Raw genomic sequence first — 23,854 nt, forward strand, 5'->3', positions numbered from 1 at the left:
CTCCAACGGCGCCTCTCGGGCCCGGTGACACCACCCCCCAGGTCATCGGTTCGACAGGGGGGAACAGTCATGCCGGGCCCGGAGGCCAGCGGCCCTCTTGCAGGACCGCGAAGAACATAACGGGGGGGGGGCTCGCGCCCACGCGGCGGAGCCCGCACATGGATACAGCCCCGCGCCCCTAAGCCGGCTCGTCGCCCTGCGTCGCGAGGTTCCGGAGGACGTTGCCGCACCTGCGGGCGTACGCGTGCTGGAATCCCCTCGTCGCCGGGCCGCCCGCCTTCGCGTACCACTTGGCCGGCCGGCTGAACGCGTTCACCGTCAGCCACACCGTGCCGTCTCCCGTGCGGTCGACCACGAAGGACTCCTCGCCGGTCTCCGGGTGGCCGGGCAGCGTGCCGTAGGCCCAGCCCGCCCGGCGGGGTTCCTCGACCGTCCAGACCACGCGGCAGGGGGCCTTGATCATGCCGGCGAGGGTGACGGTGACGTCGACGCCGGGGGCCGCGCGTTCCGCGCTCGCGTCGAGGCCCACGCCCATCGACCGGTGCATCTCCCAGGTCAGGACCGCCTCGGAGGCCCGGCGGAAGACCTCCTCGCCCTCGCCCAGGCGGGTGCGCACGTTCATGGGATGGAAGCCCGGGGGGCAGAAACCCTGGTCACGGGTGGCGCCGACATCGGCGTAGGTGAAGTCCTGCGAATCCGTAGAAGACACGGTCCCCAAGGGTAAAGCGGTACCCGGGCCCGCTCGGGGTCCGGGTACCGCCCATGGTCGTGCTTCGGTCAGCCGACGTTCACGGCCGACCAGGCGGACGCGACCGCCTTGTACTCGGTGCTGGACGCGCCGTACAGCGCCGAGGCCGCGTTCAGGGTCGCGGTGCGGGCCTGGGCGTACTTGGTCGTCGACGTCATGTACGTCGTCAGCGCCTTGTACCAGATCTGCAGCGCCTTGGTGCGGCCGATGCCGGTGACCGTGGAGCCGTTGGAGGTGGGCGAGCTGTAGGTCACGCCGTTGATCGTCTTCGAGCCGCTGCCCTCGGACAGCAGGTAGAAGAAGTGGTTGGCGGGACCGGAGGAGTAGTGGACGTCCACCCCGCCGAGGCCGGAGGACCAGCTGTCCTTGGACGCCCCGTCCTTGCTGGGCTTGTCCATGTAGCGCAGCGGCGTGCCGTCGCCGTTGATGTCGATCTCCTCGCCGATGAGGTAGTCACCGACGTCGGAGGAGTTGCCCGCGAAGAACTCGGCACCCGCGCCGAAGATGTCGCTGGTGGCCTCGTTCAGACCGCCGGACTCGCCGCTGTAGTTCAGGCCCGCCGTGGCCGAGGTCAGGCCGTGGCTCATCTCGTGCGCGGCCACGTCGAGCGAGGTCAGCGGGTTGGTGTTGCCCGACCCGTCGCCGTAGGTCATGCAGAAGCAGCTGTCGGACCAGAACGCGTTGACGTAGGCGTTGCCGTAGTGGACGCGTGAGTAGGCGGCCTTGCCGTCGTTGCGGATGCCGTTGCGGCCGAAGGCGCTCTTGTAGAAGTCCCAGGTGACCTGGGCGCCGTAGTGCGCGTCGGCGGCGGCGGTCTCGGCGTTGGACGGGTTGCCGGTGCCCCACACGTCGTCGGAGCCGGAGAAGAGGGTGCCGGTGCCGGAGGTGCCGCGGTTGAGGTTGTACGTCTTGTGGCCGCCGCGGGTGGAGTCGGTGAGGTTGTACGTCGACCCGGACTGGGTGGTGCTGAGGGTGACCTGGCCGCTGTAGGTGGTGTTGCCGGTGCCGGTCTCGATGCCCTGGTACTCGTAGAGCTTCTTGCCGGTGGCGGCGTCGGTGACGACGTGCAGTTCGTTCGGGGTGCCGTCCTCCTGGAGGCCGCCGACGACGGTCTCGTAGGCGAGGACCGGCTTGCCGCTCGCCGCCCAGATCACCTTGCGGGGAGCGGACTTCGCCTCGGTCTTGGCCGAGCCGGCCTCCTTGGCGAGGGTCACGGCCTGCTTCTCCGCCTTCGCGGCGGTGACCTCGGGCTTGAGCGAGGCGACCTTCAGGGCCGCCTTGGTGGCTCTGGTGACGCCCTTGGCCGCGCCGGACTTCGACTCGTGCACCACGAGGTCGCCGCCGAGGACCGGCAGGCCCGCGTAGGTGCGCTCGTAGCGGGTGTGGACCGAGCCGTCGGCGTCCTTCACGACGTCCTTGACCACCAGCTTCTCCTGCGCGCCGAGGCCTATCTCGTCGGCGGTCTCGACGGCGCCCGCCTGCTGCTCCTGGATGAGCGCGGTGCGGGCGGGAGCGGAGAGCAGGACCGGGGCGGCGGCGAGGGCCGGCTTGCTCGCGGAGTCCGCGGCGGCGCTGCTGCCGGAGGTCAGTCCGGTGGTGAGCAGGGCACCGGCGGCGACGGCGGTGGCGATGGCGAGCGTGGCGCGCTTTTGACGCGCGTAGACAGAGGTGGACACACGAGCTCCTCGTTGTGGGGGAAGTGCTGCGGTGCTGTGCGGCGTGGGGGAACAGTGGCACTAGAGACGCGTACATGTCAGGAGTGCGGTGTGATGTTGGCCGGAACTCGACGGCCAGATGTACGCGAGGGCAGGTGAAACGGACGCCGCCCCGGGGGATTCGAACCCACCGGGGCGGCGCCCTGACTCTGAGGCCCTGGGGGCCTGTGTATCTACCGGTCCACGGATCTACGGTCTACGGATCTACCGGTCTACGGATCTACCGGTCTACGGGAACGTCAGCTTCCAGCTGTTGATGTAGCCGGTGTCGATGGCCGCGTTGTCCTGCACCCGCAGCTTCCACACGCCGTTGGCCACCTCGGAGGAGGCGTTCACCGTGTACGTGGTGTTGATGTTGTCGGCGCTGCCGCCGGTGCCGTACCCCTTCAGCGTGTACGCCGAGCCGTCGGGGGCGACCAGCTCCACCTTGAGGTCACCGATGTAGGTGTGGACGATGTCCACCGCGACCTGGAGGTTGGACGGCGCGTTGCCCGTCCGGCCGGAGACGGTGATCGACGAGGTGACCGCCGCGCCCCGGTCCGGGATCGCCACGTCGGCCGTGTTCTCGAAGGACGTGCCGCCGCCGCCCCCGCCGCCGGAGCGCTCGCCGACGTTGATGCCCGCCCACGCGTCCTGGACCGCCTTGTACTCGGCGCTGTCCGTGCCGTAGAGCTCACCCGTGGCCGCGAGGGTGCCGGTGCGGGCGCCCGCGTAGTTGGTGTTCGAGGTGAACTTCGTGGTGAGCGCGCGGAACCAGATCTTCTCCGCCTTGTCCCGGCCGATGCCGGCGACCGGAAGGCCGTCCGAGGTGGGCGAGTTGTATGTGACACCGTTGATGGTCTTGGTGCCGCTGCCCTCGGAGACCAGGTAGAAGAAGTGGTTCGCGGGGCCCGACGAGTAGTGCACGTCGATCGAGCCGATGCCCGAGTACCAGCTGTCCTTGGACGCGCCGTCCTTGCTGGGCTTGTCCATGTAGCGCAGCGGCGTGCCGTCGCCGTTGATGTCGATCTCCTCGCCGATGAGGTAGTCACCGACGTCGGAGGAGTTGTTCGCGTAGAACTCGACCGTCGATCCGAAGATGTCGGAGGTGGCCTCGTTCAGGCCGCCGGACTCGCCGCTGTAGTTGAGACCGGCCGTGTTCGAGGTGAGCCCGTGGGTCATCTCGTGCGCGGCCACGTCGATCGACGTCAGCGGGTTCGCGTTGCCCGAGCCGTCGCCGTAGGTCATGCAGAAGCAGCTGTCCGACCAGAAGGCGTTGACGTAGTTGTTGCCGTAGTGGACCCGGGAGTAGGCGCCCACGCCGTCGCCGCGGATGCCGGAGCGGCCGTGCACGTTCTTGTAGTAGTCCCAGGTGAGGGCGGCACCGTAGTGCGCGTCGGCGCCCGCGGACTCGAGGTTGGACGGGGTGCCGTTGCCCCAGACGTCGTCCGGGCCGGAGAAGAGGGTGCCGGTGCCGGAGGTGCCGCGGTTGAGGTTGTACGTCTTGTGGCCGCCGCGGGCGCCGTCGGTGAGGTTGTACGTCGACCCGGACTGGGTGGTGGTGAGGTCGACCGTGCCGGAGTACACCGTGTTGCCGGTGCCGGTCTCGATCGCCTCCCACTCGAACACCTTCTCGCCGGTGGTGGCGTCGGTGACGACGTGCAGTTCCTGCGGGGTGCCGTCGTGCTGGAAGCCGCCGACGACCGTCTCGTAGGCCACGGCCGGCTTGCCGTTCGCGGCCCAGATCACCTTGCGGGGCGCGCGGTTGATGTCGGCGTCCTTGGCCTCCCCGGCCTCGCCCGCCTTCAGGGCCTGCTGCCGGGCCTTCGCGGCGGACACCGCGGTCTTCGTCGTCGCCGGCTTGATGGCGGCGCGGGTGGCCTTCACGACGGCCGCGGTGGCGTCCGCCTTCGTGCTCTGGACGATCAGGTCGCCGCCGAGGACCGGCAGGCCGTCGTAGGTGCGCTCGTAGCGCGTGTGGACGGTGCCGTCGCGGTCCTTGAGGACGTCGCGGACGACCAGCTTCTCCTTGGCGCCGAGGCCCAGGTCCTCGGCGGTCTCCGTCTTGGCGGCGTCGGCCTCGCGGATCAGTGCGGCGCGCTGTGCGGGAGTGAGCCTGACCGACTCGGACCCGGGCTTCGCCTTGCTCGCGGCCGACGGTGCCTTCTCCGGGGCTGCGATGGCGGTGCCGCCCTGGACGGCGGCGGCGATCAGCGCGGCGACGCTGGCGAGGGCCACGGCCGCGGTGCGGCGGGGGGTGTGGGGAGTGCGTCTGTGGGAGGTGCCTCTTCGAGAGGAACTGCTTCTCAACACTGACTCCTTCTGCGGGACCGGGGGTCGCCCGGCCTGGGGAGGTGGAGGTGTTGCTGTGGGGTTCCTGTGGAGCAGTCGTCGGAAGCGTGACAGGGGAGCGCGCTTTCTGTCAGGACCGCGTCAAAAGTATGGCCGGAATCGGTTCGTTGTCCGGAATTTCATGTTCGGTATACGGACACGTCGCGATCAGGACGCTGCGCTGTCCCCGGGCGGATTCGCTGAGCGGGCGCGCCCCTGTGCCCGGCCAGCTCGGTTCTGCGGGCGCTGCGTCGTCCCCGGTCAGCCCCGCTCTGCCGACACTGCGCCGTCCTCGGGTAGATCCCCGTGCCAGGAGTGCCACAGTGCCGCGTAGGCGCCGCCGGCCGCCACCAGCTCGTCGTGCGTGCCGAGTTCGGTCAGCCGGCCGTCCTCCATCACCGCCACGCGGTCGGCGTCGTGCGCGGTGTGCAGCCGGTGCGCGACGGCGATGACGGTGCGTCCCTCGAGCACGGCGGCCAGGGCCCGCTCGGTGTGCCGGGCGGTCGTCGGGTCGAGCAGCGCGGTCGCCTCGTCGAGGATCAGCGTGTGCGGGTCCGCCAGCACCACCCGGGCCAGAGCCAGTTGCTGGGCCTGCGAACCGTCGGTGCGGCAACCGCCCTGCCCCAGCGGGGTGTCCAGCCCTTGCGGCAGCTCCCGTACCCACGCGTCGGCGCCCACCACCGCCAGCGCGTCCCACAACTCCCCGTCCTGGGCCGACGGTTCGGCGATCCGCAGGTTGTCGCGGACCGAGCCGAGGAACACGTGGTGCTCCTGGGTGACCAGGACCACCTGGCGGCGCAACCGCTCCGGCCCCAGCCCGACGACCGGCACACCGCCGACCGTCACCGAGCCCGCGGTCGGCGCGTCGATGCCCGCCATCAGCCGGCTCAGCGTGGTCTTTCCGGCGCCGGACGGCCCGACCAGGGCGAGCCGCTCCCCGGGCCGCACCGTCAGATCGACGCCGCGCAGCACCTCGATGCCCCCGTCGTACGCGTAGCGCACCCCGGTGACGTCGATCCGGTCGCCGTCGGGATCCGGACAGTCGCTCTCACCGGGTGCCTGCGGGGCCCGGACGAGCCCCTCCACCCGGGCGAAGGAGGCGCCGCCGGACTGGAGTTGCTCGACCCGCACCAGAACCTCGTCCAGGGGCGCGCTCAGCTGGTGCAGATACAGCGTCGCCGCCACCACCGCTCCGAGGCTCATCGAGCCGGACGCGTGCAGCGCGCCGCCGATCACCAGCACCCCGGCCACCGGGAGGACGTACGACGTCTCCATCACCGGGAAGAACACCGAGCGCAGGAACAGGGTGTGCAAGCGGGTGCGGCGGGAGGTCTCCAGGGCGTCCCGGCTCGCGGCCGTGCGCTGCTCCCGGAGCCCGAAGGCCTCCACCGTGCGTGCCCCGGCCGCCGTCGACGCCACGATCTCCGCCACGTCCGAGGTGGCGGCCCCCTCGGCGAGGTACCCGTCCCGGGCCCGGCGCAGATACCAGCGCAGCGCGATCCAGATCGGCGTCAGCGTCAGCACCGCGAGGGCGCCGAGCAGCGGGTCCATCAGGAACACCGCGACGATCAGGAACAGCGCCTGGACCAGGTTGACCAGCAGCACGGGGCCCGCGTCGCGCAGGGTGTTGCCGACCGTCGTCACGTCCGCCGTGCCGCGTGCCGTCAGGTCGCCGGTGCCGGCCCGTTCCACCACCGACGCGGGCAGGGTCAGCGCGCGGTCCACGAACCGCTCCCGCACCCGGGCCAGGGTCCGCTCCCCGAAGCGGTGCCCCACATACCGGGCCCAGCGCGCCAGCAGCACCTGCGCGAGGGCGGACAGCAGCAGGAGCAGGGCCAGCCGGTCCACGGCCGCCGTTCCGTGCCCGGCCCGTACGTCGTCGATCATCCGGCCGAGCAGCCACGGCCCGGCCAGTCCGGCCACGGCCGCGAGCGCGTTCAGGCCGAGGACGACACCGAAGGCCCGGGCGTCGGCCCGGACGAGACCCAGCAGGGCGCGCCGGACGTCGGCCCGTTCGGCGACGGGCAGGTGTGTCCGGCTCATCCCAGGACCTCCTCGGTGTCCCTCGCGACGAGGGCCCGGTAGCCGGGGGTGGTGGCGAGCAGTTCGTGGTGGGTGCCGGTGGCTTCGACCTTGCCGTCCTTGAGGTAGTGGACGGTGTCCGTGCGGTCCAGGACGAGGGGGGAGGTGGTGGTCACGACCGTGGTGAGGCCTTCCCTCGCCTTCCTCAGCCGGGCGGCGACGGTGGCTTCGGTGTGGGCGTCCAGGGCGGAGGTGGGTTCGACGGCCAGGAGGATCTCCGGGTCGGTGAGGAGGGCTCTGGCCAGGCGGATGCGTTGGCGTTGGCCGCCGCTGAGGTTGCGGGCCTGGGCGTCCATGGGGGTGTCGAGGCCGTGGGGGAGGGCTTGGGCGATGTCTTCTGCCGCGGCTGTGTGGAGTGCCTTCCGGGTTGCCGCGCAGGGTGGTCCGGCGGGTGCCGGTGCGTGGGGGCTTGTCGCGGCCCGCGGCGGAGCCGCAGATCGACACGGCCCCGCGCCCCTTCCTGGCGTGTCCCTGGCGCCGATCATGTGGTGCAGGGAGCCCGCGAACAGGTCCGCCTCATGGTCCGCCACCAGGATGCGTGACCGGATCTGGCTCAGGACGATGTCGTCCAGGCGCCGGTCGCCCCACGTCGCGCTCGACGGGGTGTAGCGGCCCAGGCGGTCAACCACCGTCGTGGCGTCCGCGGGGTGCTCCGCGACCAGGGCCGTCAGACGGCCCGGCAGGATGCGTACGCCCGACTCGGGGTCGTACAGGGCCGACGGCTCGGACGGGGCGTCCAGGGTCCCCACATCGGCCATCGGTTCCAGGCGCAGGAACCGTACGACCCGGCGCGCGCACACCACGCCGCGGCTGACCTGGTAGCCGCACTCGACCAGGAAGGCCACCGGCCACACCAGCACCGCCACATAGCCGTAGACGGACACCAGCTGGCCCACGGTGATGTCGCCCTGCGCCGCGAGCCGGGCCGCGAGCCACGTCACCACCGCGAGGAACAGGCTCGGCAGGCCGATGCCCAGCGCCTGCACCCAGCTGGTCACCGCCCCCACCCGGTACCCCTGCTCACGCAGCCGCCCCGAGTCCCGCCGGAAGGCGTCCGCCACCAGTTGCCTGCCGCCGAGGCCCGCGAGGACCCGCAGGCCGCCGGCGAGGTCGCCGATCCGCGCGGTCAGCACGCCCTGCCGCTCGCGGTACTCCGCCTCCGACCCCTGCAACCGGCCGAGCAGCGGCCCGACCAGCAGGGCGAGCACCGGAATGCCGAGCAGCACCACCAGCGCGACGACCCCCGAGACCGACACCAGCAGCACGGCGATCACCAGGTACCCCACGACAGCGCCGATACCGGGCCCCACGACCGTCAGCGACTGGCTGACCGTCTGCACGTCGCCCACGCCGATCGTGACGACCTCCCCGGCGCCCGCCTGCCGGCGCAGCGAGGCGCCGAGCCGTACCGCCTGTCCGACGACGACCTTCACCGTCCGGAAGTTGGCGTCCATGCGGACCCGGGTCATGGTGCGGTGCCGCATGATGCTCAGCCAGGCGTTGAAGGCGCCCACCACGAACAGCGCGCCGCTCCACAGCGTCAGCGCGCGCATGTCGCCGGGCTCCAGGCCGTCGTCGATCGCCCGGGACATCAGGTACGGCGTCGCCGCCAGCAGCACCATCCACACCGTGCCGAACATCGCCCCCGCGGCGCACCGCCCCGGCTGCCGGCTGACCAGCCACCACAGGTAGCGGGCGCCGCCGCGGTGGTCGGGTGTGCCGGGGTCCTCGTACGCGTCGATCATCCGCCCGCCCTCTGCCGTCGTCGTCCTAAGCCAGACTGTCCCGCCAGGCCCGGTGCAGGTCCGCGAACCTGCCCGTGCCCGCGATGAGTTCGGCCGGTTCGCCGTCCTCCACGATCCGTCCGTGCTCCATCACCAGGACCCGGTCCGCGATCTCGACGGTCGACAGCCGGTGCGCGATGACCACCGCCGTACGGCCCTTCAGCACCGTCGTCATGGCCCGCTGCACCGCACGCTCCCCGGGGACGTCCAGCGAGCTGGTCGCCTCGTCGAGGATGAGCACCGCCGGGTCGGCCAGCAACGCCCGTGCGAACGCCACCAGTTGCCGCTGCCCGGCGGAGATGCGGCCGCCCCGCTTGCGGACGTCGGTGTCGTAGCCGTCGGGCAGGGTGCTGATGAAGTCGTGCGCGCCGATCTCCTTGGCCGCCTGCTCGATCTCCTCGCGGGTGGCGCCGGGGCGGCCGATCGCGATGTTGTCGGCGACCGTCCCGGAGAACAGGAACGCCTCCTGCGTCACCATGACCACCCCGCGCCGCAGCTCGGGCACGGCGAGGTCGCGCAGGTCGACGCCGTCCAGCAGCACCCGGCCGCCGGAGGGGTCGTAGAACCGGGCCAGCAGCTTGGCCAGCGTCGACTTGCCTGCGCCCGTGGAGCCCACGACCGCGACGGTCTGCCCGGCCGGGAGGGTGAGGTCGAACGCGGGCAGCACCTCGCCGCCGGTGCGGTAGCCGAAGCGGACGCCGTCGAAGACCACCGCGCGGCCGGGGTGTTCGCTCGCGAGCGGCGGGAGCTGCCGGGGCGTGGCCGGCTCGGGGACCGACGGGGTCTGGGCGAGCAGTCCGGCGATCTTCTCCAGGGAGGCCGCCGCCGACTGGTAGGAGTTGAGGAACATGCCGAGTCGGTCGATGGGGTCGTACAGCCGCCGCAGGTACAGCACGGCCGCGGCCAGCACACCGAGGGCCAGCGTGCCGTCCGCGACCCGGTAGGCGCCCCACAGCACGATCGCCGCGACCGCCGTGTTGGCGACCAGCCGCGAGCCGGTGACGTAGCGGGCCATCTCCAGCAGCGCGTCCCCGTTGGTCCTCTCGTGCCGCCGGTTGAGCGCGCCGAAGTCCGCGTCATTGGCGGCCTCTCGGCGGAAGGCGCGCACCGGCCGGATGCCGTTCATGGTCTCGACGAACTTGACGATGACGGCGGCGATGGCGGTCGACCGGGCCCGGTACACCCGCCCGGCCCGCCGCTGGTACCACCGCACCAGCGCGTAGAGCGGCACCAGGGACGCCACCGCCACGCCCCCGAGGCCCAGATCGAGCCAGAGCAGCATCGCCGAGATGTAGACGAAGGACAGGATGACCGTCACGAGTTCCTGGAGGCCCTCGTCCAGCAGTTCCCGCAGCGACTCCACGTCGGTCGTGGAGCGGGAGATGAGCCGGCCCGAGGTGTAGCGCTCGTGGAAGTCGACGCTCAGCGCCTGCGCGTGGCGGAAGATCCGGCCGCGCAGATCCAGCAGCACGTCCTGGCTGACCCGGGCCGCGGCGGCGACGAACGCGAACTGCAGCCCGCCCGCGGCCAGCGCGCACGCCAGATAGCCGGCGCCCACCGCGATCAGCGGCCCGTGGTCCTGCGCCCGGAACGCCGGTACGGCACGGTCGATGGCGTACGCCACCAGCAGCGGGCCCGCCTGCACCACCGCCTGCTGGAGCAGCAGCAGGAGCGCCGTGACCGTGACCCGGGCCTTCAGCGGCGCGAGCAGGGAGCGCAGCAGGGCTCCGGTGGCGCCGGGCGGGGTGGGGAGGACGTCCCGGTCGAAGGGGTCGCCCGGGGCGTGGGTCCGGCCGTCGGGTTGGCCGCCTGCCTGGCTGCTTGCTTGGCCGTCGGGTTTGTTGCCGGCCGGTGCGCTGGTGGCCGCCGTCATCGTGCGCCCTCCTCTTCCCCTGACATCAGATGCGCGTACTCGGCGTTCGTACGCAGCAGTTCGTGGTGGGTGCCGACCGCGACGATCCGGCCGCCGGAGAGCAGGGCGACGCGGTCGGCGAGCAGCACGGTCGACGGGCGGTGCGCCACGATCAGGGCGGTGGTGTCCGCGAGGACCTGCCGCAGGGCGGCCTCGACGGCGGCCTCGGTGTGCACGTCCAGGGCCGACAGCGGGTCGTCCAGGACGAGGAACTCCGGCTGCCCGACGACGGCCCGGGCGAGCGCGAGGCGCTGGCGCTGACCGCCGGAGAGACTGAGGCCCTGCTCGCCCACCTGGGTGTCCGTGCCCTGGGGCAGGGCGTGCACGAAGTCGGCCTGGGCGACGGCGAGTGCCCGCTCCAGGTCGGCTGCTCCGGCGGTGTCCCGCGCCCCCATGAGAACGTTGTCGCCGACCGCCGCCGAGAACAGCGTGGGCTCCTCGAAGGCCACGGCGACCTTGGCGCGCAGCGCTTGTCTGGACAGCTTCGTGATGTCGACGCCGTCGAGGGTGATGCGGCCCGAAGTGAGCTCGTAGAGGCGGGGGACGAGCGCGGTGAGGGTGGTCTTGCCGCTGCCGGTGGCGCCGACCAGGGCCATGGACTCGCCGGGTCGGATGTGCAGGTCGATGTGCTGGAGGACGGGCGGGGTGCCGGCGGGGGCGTCGGGGTAGCGGAAACGGACGTCGTGGAAGCGCAGCCCCCTGTCCCCGGCCCGCCCGGCGCCGGTGACGGAATCCGAGCCGGTGCCCGGGGCGGTGGTGGCGTCCTCCACCGCCTGGTCCATGACCTCGAAGTACCGCGCCGTCGCCGTCGCCGCCTCCTGGCTCATCGCCAGCAGGAACCCGATCGACTCCACCGGCCACCGCAGCGCCAGCGCCGTCGACAGGAACGCCACCAGCGTCCCCGCCGACAGGGCGCCGTCGGCCACCTGGACGACCCCCACCACCAGCGCCGCCCCGATCGCGACCTCCGGCAGCGTCACGATGACGCCCCAGATCGTCGCCAGCAGCCGCGCCTTGCGCAGTTCCGTGCCGCGCAGCCTCTTCGACAGGTCCCGGAACGCCCGCGCCTGACTGCGGTGGCGGCCGAAGCCCTTGATGATGCGAATGCCGAGGACGCTCTCCTCGACGACCGTCGTCAGATCGCCGACCTGGTCCTGCGCGCGCCGGGCCATCTCGGCGTAGTGCTTCTCGAAGACCATGCAGGTGACCATGAGGGGGAGGGCGGGCCCGAGGACGACCAGCCCGAGGGTCCAGTCCTGGAGCAGCATGATGACCACGCCCACGGCGATCGTCACTCCGTTGACCAGGAGGAACGTCAGTGGGAAGGCGAGGAACTGACGCAGCAGCATCAGGTCCGTCGTGGCCCGGGACAGCAACTGCCCCGAGGCCCAGCGATCGTGGAAGGCCACCGGCAGCCGCTGGAGGTGCCGGTACAGATCCGCCCGCATCGACGCCTCGACGTGCGAGAGCGGACGCGCCACCAGCAGCCGCCGCAGCCCGAACAGCAGGGCCTCCGTGAAGCCGAGCAGCAGCAGGTACAGCGCGCCGAGCCATACTCCGGCCGGGTCCCGGTGGGCGATCGGTCCGTCCACCATCCACTTCAGGACGAGCGGGATGACCAGGCCCACGCAGGAGGCGAGTATCGCGACGCACGCGGCACTGGACAACCGCGCCCGCACGGGCCGCACATACGGCCACAGGCGCAGCAGCGTGCGTACGGTGGAACGGTCCTGGGCGGGGGCGGGTGTCGTGGCCATCAGCAGCGAGCCTACGGATCGCCACTGACACTGCCCACCGAGTTTCCGCCGGACCGGAATCGGCCGCTGGTCCTACGACCTGCACGTTCGGCGGGCCGGACGGCGCCGAAAGGCGACCGTGAGGACCCACCTCACCCACCTGTACGCCGAGCTCGGCTCAAGGACCGCACGGCGGCGGTGGCGGTCGCCTACGACCGGGGCACCCTCGGCCGGCCGGGATCACCCCGCCACCCGCAGCAGCAGCACCGCACGCGCCGGCATCGTGATCTCCGTACCCGCCGGGTGCTCCACGCCCGGCGCCTCCCCCTGCTCCTCCAGGCTCGTGTCGACGACGACCTCGTACCGCTCCGCCCAGGGCGGCCCCGGCAACCGGAAGTCCACCGGCCCCTCGCCCGCGTGCAGCACGGCCAGGAAACTGTCGTCGAGGATCTGCTCCCCGCGCTCGTCACGGCCCGGGATGTCCCGGCCGGAGAGATACATGCCCAGCGTGGCGGCGGGCGCGTACCAGTCCTGCTCCGTCATCTCCGTGCCCCGGGATGTGAACCAGGCCAGGTCGCGCAGCCCGTCGGCGGTCTGCGCCCGGCCGGAGAAGAACGCCCGGCGCCGCAGCACCGGGTGCCGGTGGCGCAGCGCGATCAGCCGGGAGGTCAGCGCGAACAGGGCCTGCCAGCCGGGATCCTCCAGCAGCTCCCAGTCCAGCCAGCTGATCTCGTTGTCCTGGCAGTAGGCGTTGTTGTTGCCGCGCTGGGTGCGGCCCAGTTCGTCGCCCGCGACCAGCATGGGCACGCCCGTCGACAGCAGCAGGGTGGTCAGGAGGTTCCTGAGCTGCCGCCGCCTGAGCGCGCGTACGCCCTCGTCGTCCGTCCCGCCCTCGGCGCCGCCGTTCCAGGCCCGGTTGTCGTCCGTGCCGTCCCGGTTGCCCTCGCCGTTGGCCTCGTTGTGCTTGCGCTCGTAGCTCACCAGGTCGCGCAGCGTGAACCCGTCGTGCGCGGTGATGAAGTTGACGGACGCGTACGGCCTGCGCCCGCCCCAGGCGTACAGATCGCTGGAGCCCGACAGCCGGTAGCCCATCTCCCGTACGTCCGGCAGCGCGTGCCGCCAGAAGTCCCGCACGGCGTTGCGGTATCGGTCGTTCCACTCCGTCCACAGCGGCGGGAACGCCCCCACCTGGTAGCCGCCCGAGCCCACGTCCCACGGCTCGGCGATCAGTTTCACCCGGCGCAGCACCGGGTCCTGGGCGATGACCGCGAGGAACGGGGAGAGCATGTCGACGTCGTGCATGGAGCGGGCCAGCGCCGCCGCCAGGTCGAAGCGGAAGCCGTCCACGCCCATCTCGGTCACCCAGTACCGCAGCGAGTCCGTGATCAGGCGCAGCACGTGCGGCTGGACCACGTGCAGGGTGTTGCCGCAGCCGGTGTAGTCGGCATAGCGGCGGGCGTCGTCCTGGAGGCGGTAGTAGCCGCGGTTGTCGATGCCCTTGAGGGACAGCGTCGGGCCCAGTTCGCCCGCCTCCGCGGTGTGGTTGTAGACCACGTCGAGGATGACCTCGATCCCGGCCGCGTGCAGGGCGCGCACCATCCGTTTGAACTCGCCGACCTGCTGCCCGGTCGTCCCGGAGGCCGCGTACGCCGCGTGCGGGGCGAAGTAGCCGATGGAGTTGTAGCCCCAGTAGTTCTTCAGGCCTCTGCGCAGCAGGTGGTCCTCGTGGGCGAACTGGTGCACCGGCAGCAGCTCCACCGCCGTCACGCCCAGCTTCACCAGGTGCTCGATCGCGGCCGGGTGCGCGAGGCCGGCGTAGGTGCCGCGCAGCTCCTCGGGGATGCCCGGGTGCAGTTGCGTGAAGCCCTTGACGTGCAGCTCGTAGATCACCGAGTCCGCCCACGGCGTCTTCGGGCGGCGGTCGTCGGCCCAGTCGTCGTCATCGTGCACGACGACGCCCTTCGCGACGTGCGGCGCCGAGTCCCGCTCGTCGCGCACGGTGTCGGCGACATGTTGCTGCGGCCAGTCGCGGACGTGCCCGTACACCTCCGGCGGCAGGCTGAAGTCTCCGTCGACCGCCCGCGCGTACGGGTCGAGGAGCAGTTTCGCCGGGTTCCAGCGGGCGCCGGTCCACGGGTCCCAGCGGCCGTGCACCCGGTAGCCGTAGCGCTGCCCGGGCAGCACACCGGGGACGAAGCCGTGCCAGATCTCGTGCGTCAGCTCGGCGAGCCGGACCCGCGACTCCTTGCCCGCCTCGTCGAACAGGCACAGCTCGACGCCCTCGGCCCCGCCCGCCCACAGCGCGAAGTTGGTGCCCGCCACCCCGTCCGGGCCGACCCGGAACCGGGCGCCCAGCGGCGTCGGCGCGCCCGGCCACGCGGGCACGGTGGGCGGCGGCGCGGCCCGTCGTGCGCCGTTCACGGCGGCGGCCTGGCGCCCGTTCCCGGTGGCCCGATGACCGGCCACCGCCTCCTGCTCGGCTGCGCTGGACACCTGTCAGCCTCCCACCGGCTCATGGGACGACGGGGGACAGAGGGGTGCGGCCAGTGCTGCGGCCCGGGTCGCGGCTCCCCTGCGCGTCGTCCTCCCCACTGTTCTGCCCAGAGCGTGGGTCGCACTCACGTTTCCCCGGGGGCGGGCATGGTCGTTTCCCGGGGACACGGCCGGTCGTTGGGCACCGCGTGAGGCACGTACAAGGGCGCGCGCGGCGCGCGAGGGCCGCGCTGGCCGCCGTAGTGACATGGGCAGGGCTCCTCGCCGGAGCCACGGGCTGTACCTCGGACGACGCGGGAGGGCTCGCCGGGGCGTTCGGCGCGCCCCCGGCGCCCGAGGACGTCATCAAGGTCTCGCCCGACGACGGCAGCAGGGGAGTGCGCCCCGGGAAGAAGCTGCGGGTGCGCGTGCCCGACGGCCGGCTGGAAAAGGTGAAGGTCGTCAGGTCGCAGGACGCGCAGGAGTCCCCGGTGCCCGGGCACCTCTCCGCCGACGGCCTGACCTGGGAACCCGACGACCAACGGCTCGCGCTGGCCGCCAAGTACACGATCGACGCCGTGGCCGTGGACGGCGGCGGACGTCGTTCCGCCCGGCACACCACCTTCACCACCTACGTCCCGGAGGAACGCTTCATCGGCTACGTCGCCCCGGAGAACCGCGCGACGGTCGGCACCGGCATGATCGTCTCCCTGGAGTTCAACCGGCGGATCGCCGACCGGGCCGCCGTCGAACGCGCGATCCGGGTCACCGCCCGTCCGGCCGTCGAGATCCGCCCGCACTGGTTCGGCAGGAGCCGCCTCGACTTCCGCCCCGAGGACTACTGGAAACCCGGCACCCAGGTCACCGTCGCCCTGAACCTGCGCGACGTCGAGGGGGCACCCGGCGTCTACGGCCTCCAGCACAAGACGTTCTCCTTCACCGTGGGCCGCAGCCAGGTCTCCATCGTCGACGCCGCCGCGCACTCCATGGAGGTCCGGCGTGACGGCGAGCCCCTCGCCACCGTGCCCGTCACGGCCGGGGCCCCCGGCAACGCCACGTACAACGGCACGATGGTGGTGACCGAGATGCTCGACGTCACCCGGATGAACGGCGCCACGGTCGGCTTCAAGAAGCGCGACGGCAAGGGCGAGTACGACATCCCGGACGTCCCGCACGCCATGCGCCTGACCGACTCCGGGACCTTCCTGCACGGCAACTACTGGGCGCACCACAGCGTCTTCGGCCGCACCAACGTCAGTCACGGCTGCATCGGGCTGCGCGACGTGAAGGGCGGCAGCTCGGACACCCCGGCCGGCTGGTTCTTCGACCGAAGCCTCATCGGGGACGTCGTCAAGGTCGTCAACAGCAATGACAAAAAGGTCTCTCCCGACAATGGCCTCGGAGGCTGGAATATGGACTGGAATGCATGGAAGGCGGGCGGTGCGGTGAAGTAGCCCGACAAGGGGGCGGGTTGAGCCGGCGATCTGTTGGGACCGAACGGTGACAATCGCGGGCCGCCGGTGCCGTGCACCCTGTGGTTACTATTCGCCGACGTGCGGGGGACGCGCGGGGTGCGCGGGCCTGACCAGGCCCTGGGAGGGGAGAAAGACGTGAACGGGCGACCGATATCGGGGGCGTCGGCTGGGCGCAGGAACGGAATGCTCGCCTCGGCGATCGGCGTACTGCTTCTCGCCGTGACGGCATGCGGCGGGGGGACCGGCTCCGGTTCCGGCGAGGGCGACGGCAAGGGCAAGGACTCGGGCGCCGCGCAGAGCAAGCAGTCCGAGGCGGTCGTCGGCATCACCCCCAAGGACGGCGCCAAGGCCGTCGACACGAGCGGTGCGCTGAAGGTGACCGCCGAGAAGGGGAAGCTGACCGAGGTCGAGGTCAAGGACGCCAAGGGCAACAAGGTCGACGGCGCGATATCCGAGGACGGCGCCAGCTGGACGCCGTCCATCCACCTGTCCGGCGCCACCAAGTACACCGTCCACGCGGTCGCCGAGGACTCCGAGGGCCGCACGGCCGCGGAGGACGCCGGGTTCACCACGCTGACCCCCGAGAACACCTTCACCGGCACCTTCACCCCCGAGGACGGCTCGAAGGTCGGCGTCGGGATGCCGTTCTCCATCCGCTTCGACCGGGGCATCACCAACCCGGAGGACGTCGAGAAGGCCATCCGCATCAAGACGGAGCCGGCCGTCGACGTCGAGGGCCACTGGTTCGGCAACGACCGTCTCGACTTCCGCCCCGAGAAGTACTGGAAGCCCGGCACCAAGGTGACCGTCGACCTGAACCTCGACGGCGTCGAGGGACGCTCCGGTGTCTACGGCGAGCAGGACAAGACGGTGAAGTTCACCATCGGCCGCAACCAGGTCTCCGTCGTCGACGCCAAGAAGCTCACGATGAAGGTCATGCGCGACGGCAAGCTGTTCAAGACCATCCCGGTCACCACCGGCAAGCCCGGCATGGAGACCTGGAACGGCCAGATGGTCATCAGCGAGATGCTGACGGTGACCCGGATGAACGGCGAGACGGTCGGCTACGGCGGCGAGTACGACATCAAGGACGTCCCGCACGCCGTCCGCCTGACCACCTCCGGCACCTTCCTGCACGGCAACTACTGGGCGAGCGGCGCCTTCGGCAACTACAACGCCAGCCACGGCTGCATCGGCCTGCGCGACGTGCGCGGCGGCTGGGACAAGAAGGTGGCGGCCGCGTGGTTCTTCAACCACTCGATGGTCGGAGACGTGGTGGTCGTCAAGAACTCCGAGGACCGGATCGTCGCCCCGGACAACGGGCTGAACGGCTGGAACATGTCGTGGGAGAAGTGGAAGAAGTAGTTCTCCCCTGCTGACAAGAGGGCCCCGGTGTGACGGACCGCACCGGGGCCTCACCCGTTAGTCGTGGTTAACCTGCTGCCTATGACCGTCTCTCTCGAAGTCGCTGAAGGCGTCGGTACGATCCGTCTCGACCGCCCGCCCATGAACGCGCTGGACATCGCCACGCAGGACCGGCTGAAGGAACTGGCCGAGGAGGCCACGCGCCGCGAGGACGTGCGCGCCGTGGTGCTCTACGGCGGCGAGAAGGTGTTCGCGGCCGGCGCGGACATCAAGGAGATGCAGGCGATGGACCACACCGCGATGGTCCTGCGCGCCCGCGCCCTGCAGGACTCGTTCACGGCGGTGGCCCGGATCCCCAAGCCGGTCGTCGCGGCCGTGACGGGGTACGCGCTGGGCGGCGGCTGCGAACTCGCCCTCTGTGCGGACTTCCGCATCGCCGGCGAGAACGCCAAGCTCGGCCAGCCGGAGATCCTGCTCGGCCTGATCCCCGGCGCCGGCGGCACCCAGCGCCTGGCCCGTCTGGTCGGCCCCTCCAAGGCCAAGGACCTCATCTTCACGGGCCGCATGGTGAAGGCCGACGAGGCCCGCGAGATCGGCCTGGTGGACCGGGTCGTCCCCGCCGACGAGGTGTACGCGCAGGCACACGCCTGGGCCGCGAAGCTCGCTCAGGGCCCGGCGCTAGCCCTGCGCGCCGCGAAGGAGTCGATCGACACGGGCCTGGAGACGGACATCGACACGGGCCTCGCGATCGAACGCAACTGGTTCGCGGGCCTGTTCGCCACCGAGGACCGCGAGCGCGGGATGCGCAGCTTCGTCGAGGAGGGCCCGGGCAAGGCGAAGTTCCTCTGAACATCCCTCCAGGGGCTTGCAATTGACATGGTGTCTGACCCGGGGTCCCTCGATGGGGCGGTTTATGGCACCCTTAAGACAGCCTTAAGGGTGCCGGAACGGAAGAGTCCGTCGATTACCCCGGAATCAGGTGTTCTGGCAGGTCAGATGGGCTGCTGAAGGCTCCGAAGTGCCGCGGGCATATGACGAATGGCCACCGGTTCACCCCCCGTTCCCCGGGGCGTATTCCCCGGGAACGACCCCGCCGGGCGCCCCAGGCGGCCATGATGGGGGGCATGGCGGGGCTGGAGGGTATGGAACAGCCGCGGGGACACGCACATGCGGCCGCGGCGCGCTGGTCGCCGACCGTCGAGGACGAACACGCGCTGAAGGCGCTCGAGTTGTACGGCAACCCGACGGAGGCAGAGGTTCCACTGCCGTCCCGGCCCGAGTCCGCGGCCACCGCGAGACGCCTCACCCAGGTCGTGGTCCTGCGCCACTGGGGGCTCACACCCAAGACCACCGAGGACGCGGTTCTGCTCGTCTCCGAACTGGTCGGCAACGCCGTACGCCACACCGGCGCCCGCGTCTTCGGACTGCGTCTGCACCGGCGCCGCGGCTGGATCCGCGTCGAGGTCCGCGACCCCTCCCGCGGACTGCCGTGCCTGATGCCGGTCCAGGAGATGGACATCAGCGGCCGGGGCCTGTTCCTCGTCGACAAACTCGCCGACCGCTGGGGGGTCGATCTGCTGCCCCGGGGCAAGACGACCTGGTTCGAGATGCGGGTCGCCGACCGCTAGGGCCCTTCTGATGCCTCACCCGGTCGCCGGACGGACGAATCACCGGTTTCCCTCAGAGGCGCCCATTAAATGGTGCAATGCACCGCCATCTCGTCAAGAGCGCCCTGGTCGCGGGTGCCGTCCTCGCCGTCCTCTCCGCCTGCGGCACCGGGAGCGGGGAACGGACCTCCGAAGCGCGCGGCACCAAGGCCGCCGTGCCCGCCCCGCCCGAGAAGAAGCCTGTGAAGGGCCTGCCGGGCATGCCGCCCGTCCTGGACCCCGAGGACGTGTACGCCGCCGACCGCCCCGGCAAGCTGTCCCCCGTGGTCAAGGACTTCCCGTCCCGGGTCTACGTCCCCAACACCGGGTCCGACACGGTCACCGTCATCGACCCGACGACGTACGAGGTCACCGAGACGATCCGGGTGGGCCGGCAGCCCCAGCACGTCGTGCCCTCCTGGGACCTGAAGACGCTCTGGGTCAACAACAACCGCGGCCACACCCTCACCCCGATCGACCCCAAGACCGGCAAGGCGGGCAAGGACGTCGAGGTCCACGACCCCTACAACCTCTACTTCACGCCCAACGGGAAGTACGCCGTCGTCATGGCCTCCCTCGACCGCGAGCTGGTCTTCCGCGACCCGCACACCATGAAGGTGAAGAAGACCGTCCCGGTCTCCTGCTACGGTGTCAACCACGCCGACTTCTCGCTCGACGGCCGCTACTTCATCGTCTCCTGCGAGTTCAGCGGCGAACTGCTCAAGGTCGACACCGAGAAGATGGAGGTCGTCGGGCAGCAGCGGCTGCCGTTCGAGGGCGCCATGCCGCAGGACGTGAAGCTCTCACCCGACGGCAAGAGGTTCTACATCGCCGACATGATGGCCCACGGCATGTGGGTCCTGAACGGCGACGCGTTCACCGAGCCCGTCCTGATGCCCACCGGCAAGGGCTGCCACGGCCTCTACGTCGGCCGCGACTCCCGCGAGATGTACGTGACCAACCGCGGTGAGGGCACCATCTCCGTCTTCGACTTCACCCAGGGCAGGCTGACCAAGAAGTGGAAGCTGCCCGACGGCGGCAGCCCCGACATGGGCGGCGTCTCCGCCGACGGCAAGGTGCTGTGGCTGTCCGGCCGCTACGACGCCGAGGTGTACGCCGTCGACACCCGCACCGGCATCCAGCTCGCCCGGATCCCGGTCGGCAGCGGCCCGCACGGCCTCGCGGTCTACCCGCAGCCGGGCCGCTACTCGCTCGGCCACACAGGCGTCTTCCGGTGACGCCCGGCTCCGGGGACGAGCAGCGCTTCCGAGCCCACCGGCCGGTAACCGGCCGCCTGGAACGCCCGCAGACTGCGGGCGTTCCCCGCCGACACCTGCGCCCACACCGGCGCGCCCCCGGCCAGCTGCCGCGCCGCCGACACCAGCCGCCGCCCGACCCCGCGGTGCCGCGCCCCCTCCTCCACCTCGACGGCGACCTCCCAGCGCCCGGCCACCCCGCGGCCCAGCACGAGCACTCCGCCGTCCGTCGTCCACACGCGCACGCCGTCCCGCCGCCGCATCGCGGACACCACGCGCGGATGCCCCGGGTCGTGGACCTCCGTGAGCGCGACCGGCGGCTCGCCGGGCAGCGCGGCACCCGTCAGCAGCACGTCGACCGTGTCGGACGTACGTCCCGTCCGGTCCATCAGAGCCGTCAGGAAACGGGCGTTCATCGTGGCCGCGAGGGCGTCGCACTCGGTGCGGGCGAGGACGCCACGTACCCAGTCGGGGTCCTCGTCCGTGAAGACGACCGAATGGGCCGTGAAGGCGAGGACCCCGGCGTCCCGGACCGAGGGCTGGGGCACGATCGTCGTACCGCCGTCCGCCGGCGGGAAGACGCCCCGCGCCGCCGCGTCGAGGATGTCCGCCAGAGTGTCCGTCACCATCGCTCCTTGAGTCTCCACCCGCTGGAGGGTCCAGACTCGCAGGCATGATCGACGACCGCACCGGACTGCTCACCATCGGCGAACTGGCCCGGGTCACGGGACTCACCGTGCGCACCATCCGCTACTGGTCCGACGAGGGCGCCCTGCCCCCGGTGGACCGGTCCACGGGTGGATACCGGCTGTACGACGCGGCGTCCGTGGCACGGCTGGAGCTGATCCGCACCCTGCGCGAGCTGGGCCTCGGGCTCGTGGACGTCCGCCGGGTGCTGGCCGGTGAGACGACCGTCGCGCGGGTCGCGGCCGCGCACGTGGTCGCGCTGGACGCGCAGATCCGGGCGCTCAAGGTGACCCGTGCGGTGCTGTCGACCGTGGCGAAGCGGGGGTCCGACGCGGAGGAGATGACGCTCGTGAACAGACTGGCACAGCTGTCGGCGGCCGAACGGCGGCGGATCGTGGAGGAATTCGTGGACGAGGTGTTCCACGGCCTGGACACGGCGGATCCGGTGATCCGTGAACGCATGCGGAGCACCGCCGCCGACCTGCCCGAGGACCCCACCCCCGAGCAGGTCGACGCCTGGCTGGAGCTGGCCGAGATGCTCCAGGACCCGGGCTTCAGGGCCGAGATGCGCAAGGTGGCCGAGTTCAACGCGGCCGACCGCGGCCATGACGCACCCGCCGGGGCGTCCCTGTGGTTCTCCCGGCGGCTCGTGCAGCTGGGAGCACAGGCCCGCGGGCGCGGCATCGACCCCGGCTCCCCGGAGGCGGCCGAGGTGCTGGACGAGCTGCTGGGCGACGCCGACCCCGCCACCGTGCTGAACCGGCTGCGGTCGCACGCCACCCACCAGGTCGCCCGCTACCGCGAGCTGCTCGCCCTCGTGAAGGGCGCCGGGCCCGAGGCGGCCTACCGCGACGAGTTCGCCTGGGTGGCTGCCGCGCTGGAGGCCCGCACGGCCGGATAATCTGACCTGCGTCAGACCTGCGCCGGCAGGAAGCACAGCACGAGATGAGGGGCGGATCGGTGGCGGACATCGAGGAAGCACGCAAGCAGTTCGAGCGGATCGATACGGACGGTGACGGCTACATCACCGCTGCCGAGTTCAAGAGCGCCCTGGCCAAGTCGGGCGACTGGAACGTCACCGAGTCGGTGGCCGAGGTCGTCATCAAGACCCGCGACCTCGACGGCGACAAGCAGCTGAGCTTCGACGAGTTCTGGGCCTACCTGAACAAGTAGGCCTCCGGCTCGCCCGTGCGCGAAGGGGCCCGGTCCACGATCCTCGGACCGGGCCCCTCGCCATGCCCGGGCGGAGACCCTTCCCGGACCGGAATAGCCCACTCGCTCCCGAGGTTGACCCTGGTCACAAGGCTTCACGCGGCGCTGTTCATCTCCGGAAGGGCAAGGCGAGGACATGAAGATCGGCATCATCGGAGCGGGCAACATCGGCGGCAACCTGACCCGGCGGCTCACCGCCCTGGGGCACGACGTCTCCGTCGCCAACTCCCGGGGTCCGCACACACTCAAGGCCCTCGCGGACGAGACCGGCGCGACGCCCGTGACCGTCGGGGAGGCGGCGCGGGGCGCCGAGATCGTCGTTGTCACCATCCCGCTGAAGGCGGTCCCGGACCTTCCCGCCGGTCTGCTCGACGGCGCGGCCGACGGCGTCGCGGTCATCGACACCGGCAACTACTACCCGCGCCAGCGCGACGGCAGGATCGCGGAGATCGAGGACGAGGGCCTCACCGAGAGCCGCTGGACGGAGCGCCGGATCGGCCACCCGGTCGTCAAGGCCTTCAACGGCACCTACGCCCAGGACATCCTGGACCGCCCGCTCCCCGCCGGCGACCCCGACCGCATGGCCCTCCCGGTGGCCGGCGACGACGAGGGCGCCAAGCGCACGGTACGGGACCTGATCGACGCCCTCGGCTTCGACACCGTCGACGCGGGCGGCATCGACGACTCCTGGCGCCAGCAGCCCGGCACCCCGGTCTACGGCCTGCGGGGCGGCACCGAGGCGGTCACGAAGGCCCTGGCCGAGGCGTCCCCGGAGCGCACCCCGGATTTCCGCGGCTAGCTCAGGCGCCCTCCGCCCACCTCCGCAGCGCCGTCTCGCTCTCGAAGTCGGCCACGTTCTTGTCCAGCGGGTCGTCGGTGTACTGGTGGAAGCGCCACTTGGCCTTGATGCGGGGCTTGCCCGCCGAGACGTAGTCGGCGATCCACAGGCCGTCGCCCGCATAGGACGTCGTGTCGATGTCGAGCCAGAAGTGACGGTTGCAGTAGAGCACCACCCGACTGTCCGGCCGGAGGTCCTTCAGCTTCCTGATGAACCGGTCCTTCTCCGCGTTGCTCGCGTGTGTCCCCTCGCTGGTGTTCTCCCAGTCGACGGCGAGGATGTCTCCCGGCCGGTCGGGGGCCTTGCTCACGAAGTACTCGGCCTGGGCCGTGAGGTTGCCGGGCCACAGGAAGTGGTAGAAGCCGACGACCAGCCCGGCGTCCCGGGCTCGTCCGGTCTGGGCGGCGAGTTTCGGATTGACGTAGGAGCGGCCTTCCGTCGCCTTGACGAAGACGAAGGAGAGGCCGTCCGTACCGTAGGAGGAGGACTGGTAGGCGCTCACGTCGATGCCGCGCAGCATGGGGGCTCCCTGTGGTGCGGGTGGGGCTGAAGTTCCCTCGGGTCAGGGGTTGTTGTTATGCCCCGAAGGAACGGCCGTACGCCGGGTGCGAGGAGG

18 protein-coding genes are annotated in these 23,854 nt (G+C 71.3%); 8 read left to right on the forward strand and 10 right to left on the reverse strand.

All coding sequences use genetic code 11. The features are described 5' to 3' along the window. Positions 1-178: 178 nt before the first annotated feature. The 8 genes from K4G64_RS07890 to glgX all read right to left on the reverse strand — a co-directional run bounded on the left by K4G64_RS07890 (position 179) and on the right by glgX (position 14,780). Entirely contained in the window at positions 179-709 is a 531-nt protein-coding gene (locus K4G64_RS07890) for a DUF1990 family protein (protein WP_374206383.1), read from the reverse strand. Positions 710-777: 68 nt separating this feature from the next. After that, positions 778-2,424, reverse strand: a complete 1,647-nt coding sequence (locus K4G64_RS07895; RefSeq protein WP_221755308.1) for a M4 family metallopeptidase — start codon at positions 2,422-2,424, stop codon at positions 778-780. A gap of 267 nt (positions 2,425-2,691) precedes the next feature. Next, positions 2,692-4,752, reverse strand: a complete 2,061-nt coding sequence (locus K4G64_RS07900; protein WP_221755309.1) for a M4 family metallopeptidase — start codon at positions 4,750-4,752, stop codon at positions 2,692-2,694. A gap of 282 nt (positions 4,753-5,034) precedes the next feature. Further along, entirely contained in the window at positions 5,035-6,816 is a 1,782-nt protein-coding gene (locus K4G64_RS07905; RefSeq protein WP_221755310.1) for an ABC transporter ATP-binding protein, read from the reverse strand. Further along, entirely contained in the window at positions 6,813-8,600 is a 1,788-nt protein-coding gene (locus K4G64_RS07910; protein ID WP_221755311.1) for an ABC transporter ATP-binding protein, read from the reverse strand. The genes K4G64_RS07905 and K4G64_RS07910 overlap by 4 nt, the downstream gene beginning before the upstream one ends. A 25-nt stretch (positions 8,601-8,625) precedes the next feature. Next, the gene (locus K4G64_RS07915) at positions 8,626-10,512 is read right to left on the reverse strand and encodes an ABC transporter ATP-binding protein (RefSeq protein ID WP_221755312.1); all 1,887 of its coding nucleotides are present in this window, start codon (positions 10,510-10,512) and stop codon (positions 8,626-8,628) included. Further along, entirely contained in the window at positions 10,509-12,308 is a 1,800-nt protein-coding gene (locus K4G64_RS07920; protein ID WP_221755313.1) for an ABC transporter ATP-binding protein, read from the reverse strand. The genes K4G64_RS07915 and K4G64_RS07920 overlap by 4 nt, the downstream gene beginning before the upstream one ends. Positions 12,309-12,527: 219 nt before the next feature. Next, positions 12,528-14,780, reverse strand: coding sequence for a glycogen debranching protein GlgX (glgX, locus tag K4G64_RS07925; RefSeq protein WP_221755314.1), 2,253 nt, complete (start codon positions 14,778-14,780; stop codon positions 12,528-12,530). A 188-nt stretch (positions 14,781-14,968) separates the two neighbouring features. Here glgX and K4G64_RS07930 point away from each other — a divergent pair, with 188 nt between their 5' ends. The 5 genes from K4G64_RS07930 (at position 14,969) to K4G64_RS07950 (ending at position 20,483) form a co-directional block, all read left to right on the forward strand. Further along, positions 14,969-16,213 carry an Ig-like domain-containing protein gene (locus K4G64_RS07930; protein ID WP_221755315.1) on the forward strand — a complete coding sequence of 415 codons (1,245 nt, stop codon included), beginning with the start codon at positions 14,969-14,971 and terminating at the stop codon, positions 16,211-16,213. A 156-nt stretch (positions 16,214-16,369) separates the two neighbouring features. Beyond that, complete coding sequence (locus K4G64_RS07935) at positions 16,370-17,599, forward strand: Ig-like domain-containing protein (RefSeq protein WP_374206384.1); 1,230 nt, start codon at positions 16,370-16,372, stop codon at positions 17,597-17,599. Positions 17,600-17,680: 81 nt separating this feature from the next. Continuing rightward, positions 17,681-18,448: an enoyl-CoA hydratase/isomerase family protein gene (locus tag K4G64_RS07940; protein WP_221755317.1), complete on the forward strand. Its 768-nt coding sequence runs from the start codon at positions 17,681-17,683 to the stop codon at positions 18,446-18,448. A 275-nt stretch (positions 18,449-18,723) separates the two neighbouring features. Further along, positions 18,724-19,227, forward strand: coding sequence for an ATP-binding protein (locus K4G64_RS07945; protein ID WP_062929175.1), 504 nt, complete (start codon positions 18,724-18,726; stop codon positions 19,225-19,227). Between the two features lie 77 nt (positions 19,228-19,304). Then, positions 19,305-20,483, forward strand: coding sequence for a YncE family protein (locus K4G64_RS07950; RefSeq protein ID WP_221755318.1), 1,179 nt, complete (start codon positions 19,305-19,307; stop codon positions 20,481-20,483). Here the strand turns inward: K4G64_RS07950 and K4G64_RS07955 are convergent. Further along, positions 20,450-21,130, reverse strand: a complete 681-nt coding sequence (locus K4G64_RS07955; RefSeq protein ID WP_260460152.1) for a GNAT family N-acetyltransferase — start codon at positions 21,128-21,130, stop codon at positions 20,450-20,452. The two genes, K4G64_RS07950 and K4G64_RS07955, sit on opposite strands and share 34 nt — an antisense overlap. A gap of 44 nt (positions 21,131-21,174) precedes the next feature. Here K4G64_RS07955 and K4G64_RS07960 point away from each other — a divergent pair, with 44 nt between their 5' ends. The 3 genes from K4G64_RS07960 (at position 21,175) to K4G64_RS07970 (ending at position 23,199) form a co-directional block, all read left to right on the forward strand. Continuing rightward, positions 21,175-22,089: a MerR family transcriptional regulator gene (locus K4G64_RS07960; RefSeq protein ID WP_221755319.1), complete on the forward strand. Its 915-nt coding sequence runs from the start codon at positions 21,175-21,177 to the stop codon at positions 22,087-22,089. Between the two features lie 59 nt (positions 22,090-22,148). Next, a complete protein-coding gene (locus K4G64_RS07965) occupies positions 22,149-22,361 on the forward strand; it encodes an EF-hand domain-containing protein (protein WP_221755359.1) in 213 nt (70 codons plus the stop codon). A gap of 175 nt (positions 22,362-22,536) precedes the next feature. Further along, complete coding sequence (locus tag K4G64_RS07970; RefSeq protein ID WP_221755320.1) at positions 22,537-23,199, forward strand: NAD(P)-binding domain-containing protein; 663 nt, start codon at positions 22,537-22,539, stop codon at positions 23,197-23,199. Position 23,200: 1 nt separating this feature from the next. Here the strand turns inward: K4G64_RS07970 and K4G64_RS07975 are convergent, their stop codons facing one another. After that, positions 23,201-23,758 carry a glycoside hydrolase family 25 protein gene (locus K4G64_RS07975; protein ID WP_221755321.1) on the reverse strand — a complete coding sequence of 186 codons (558 nt, stop codon included), beginning with the start codon at positions 23,756-23,758 and terminating at the stop codon, positions 23,201-23,203. Positions 23,759-23,854 lie beyond the last annotated feature (96 nt).

Origin of the sequence: Streptomyces sp. WAC04114 (genome assembly GCF_019733245.1) — a bacterium.
Classification (GTDB): domain Bacteria; phylum Actinomycetota; class Actinomycetes; order Streptomycetales; family Streptomycetaceae; genus Streptomyces; species Streptomyces massasporeus_A.

Coding starts and splice junctions, on each gene's coding strand:
- K4G64_RS07950 (WP_221755318.1), top strand. CDS start 19,305: ATGCACCGCCATCTCGTCAAGAGCGCCCTGGTCGCGGGTGCCGTCCTC.
- K4G64_RS07960 (WP_221755319.1), top strand. CDS start 21,175: ATGATCGACGACCGCACCGGACTGCTCACCATCGGCGAACTGGCCCGG.
- K4G64_RS07940 (WP_221755317.1), top strand. CDS start 17,681: ATGACCGTCTCTCTCGAAGTCGCTGAAGGCGTCGGTACGATCCGTCTC.
- K4G64_RS07920 (WP_221755313.1), bottom strand. CDS start 12,308: ATGGCCACGACACCCGCCCCCGCCCAGGACCGTTCCACCGTACGCACG.
- K4G64_RS07910 (WP_221755311.1), bottom strand. CDS start 8,600: ATGATCGACGCGTACGAGGACCCCGGCACACCCGACCACCGCGGCGGC.
- K4G64_RS07975 (WP_221755321.1), bottom strand. CDS start 23,758: ATGCTGCGCGGCATCGACGTGAGCGCCTACCAGTCCTCCTCCTACGGT.
- K4G64_RS07955 (WP_260460152.1), bottom strand. CDS start 21,130: ATGGTGACGGACACTCTGGCGGACATCCTCGACGCGGCGGCGCGGGGC.
- K4G64_RS07945 (WP_062929175.1), top strand. CDS start 18,724: ATGGCGGGGCTGGAGGGTATGGAACAGCCGCGGGGACACGCACATGCG.
- K4G64_RS07915 (WP_221755312.1), bottom strand. CDS start 10,512: ATGACGGCGGCCACCAGCGCACCGGCCGGCAACAAACCCGACGGCCAA.
- K4G64_RS07905 (WP_221755310.1), bottom strand. CDS start 6,816: ATGAGCCGGACACACCTGCCCGTCGCCGAACGGGCCGACGTCCGGCGC.
- K4G64_RS07970 (WP_221755320.1), top strand. CDS start 22,537: ATGAAGATCGGCATCATCGGAGCGGGCAACATCGGCGGCAACCTGACC.